1 protein-coding gene is annotated in these 1,065 nt (G+C 35.7%); it reads right to left on the reverse strand.

The genetic code is table 11. The features are described from left to right. Nucleotides 1-85: 85 nt before the first annotated feature. Nucleotides 86-637, reverse strand: coding sequence for a BON domain-containing protein (locus R7M72_RS25810; RefSeq protein WP_005496656.1), 552 nt, complete (start codon nt 635-637; stop codon nt 86-88). Between the last annotated feature and the right edge of the window lie 428 nt (nt 638-1,065).

Here is a 1,065-nt window from a genome sequence, read left to right on the forward strand (position 1 = left end):
ACGAGAGCCAAAGCAAGGAAAATAAACATTTAACGACCCATGGTGGTGTCTCCTTATTTTTAAAGTGAAAGCTCAATATTAGTTATTACTGAACAACTTCAAGCTTATCGACAACCTTATTTACATCGTTGGTATTATTTGCAATCGATAATGCCAGATCGTGCTCGGCATCTGAGTTCACTTTACCGGTTAAGGTTACGGTTTTATTTTCTGTGGTGACATCAATGTCTGTACCACTAACGCTGGTATCCATCAGTAAACGAGTTTTCACAATAGTAGTAATTTTTGAATCCGTTAATGCAGCAAATGCATCAGAATCGGCATCTTGTTTATTTTCACTCACTACCGTTAGCTCGTTATTTACTTTTTTCACACCATCAAGGCCTGAAACCAACTCTTCTGCCAGCGACTTTTCCAAATCGTTATTGACTGAACCTGTCAGCGTAACCACCTGATTTTCAACATCAGTGTTGATATCAAAAGAGTTCAGGTTGCTGTTAAGCAGTAAGGTGGTTTCTGCTTTACCATCTAGCCAAGCGTCCATGGATTCTTTTTCCCATTTATCACTGGCTAATACTGCGGTAGATGACGTTGCAAGAACTGAAGTAAGTACAATTTTAGCTGCGATGTTATTCATGGTAATTCTCCTATATTGACGTTGCAGTTCTAATAGAGCAAAGCATGTGCCAACTTTATAAGTAACTATTTTTAAAGCGTTTATTTTAAAACAGCCGTTATATTTAAGATGAGAGAGAAACCATTCGTGAATAATTTACACAGAAGAAATGTAATTTTTAATCATTGAAGAAGAAAAGATAAATAGAGAAGAAATAACACCTCATCCTTTCGTTTATTTTTGTACGCAAAAACCATCAAGAGAGATTAATTTCTAACGATTACAATTCCACACAACAAATAAGGAAAGAAAAACGATGTAGATATATAGTTTGCTGTTGATCTCACTATATTAATAACCAACCAGATTCTAAACAGACTTTGACAATATTGTGTCTTGTACAGCTGCAATAATACCCGTCCATTGTTTCTGTTATAGTAAAGCGGACA

Origin of the sequence: Vibrio sp. YT-18, assembly GCF_033337345.1 — a bacterium.
GTDB classification, from domain to species: Bacteria; Pseudomonadota; Gammaproteobacteria; order Enterobacterales; family Vibrionaceae; genus Vibrio; species Vibrio alginolyticus.

Coding starts and splice junctions, on each gene's coding strand:
- R7M72_RS25810 (WP_005496656.1), bottom strand. CDS start 637: ATGAATAACATCGCAGCTAAAATTGTACTTACTTCAGTTCTTGCAACG.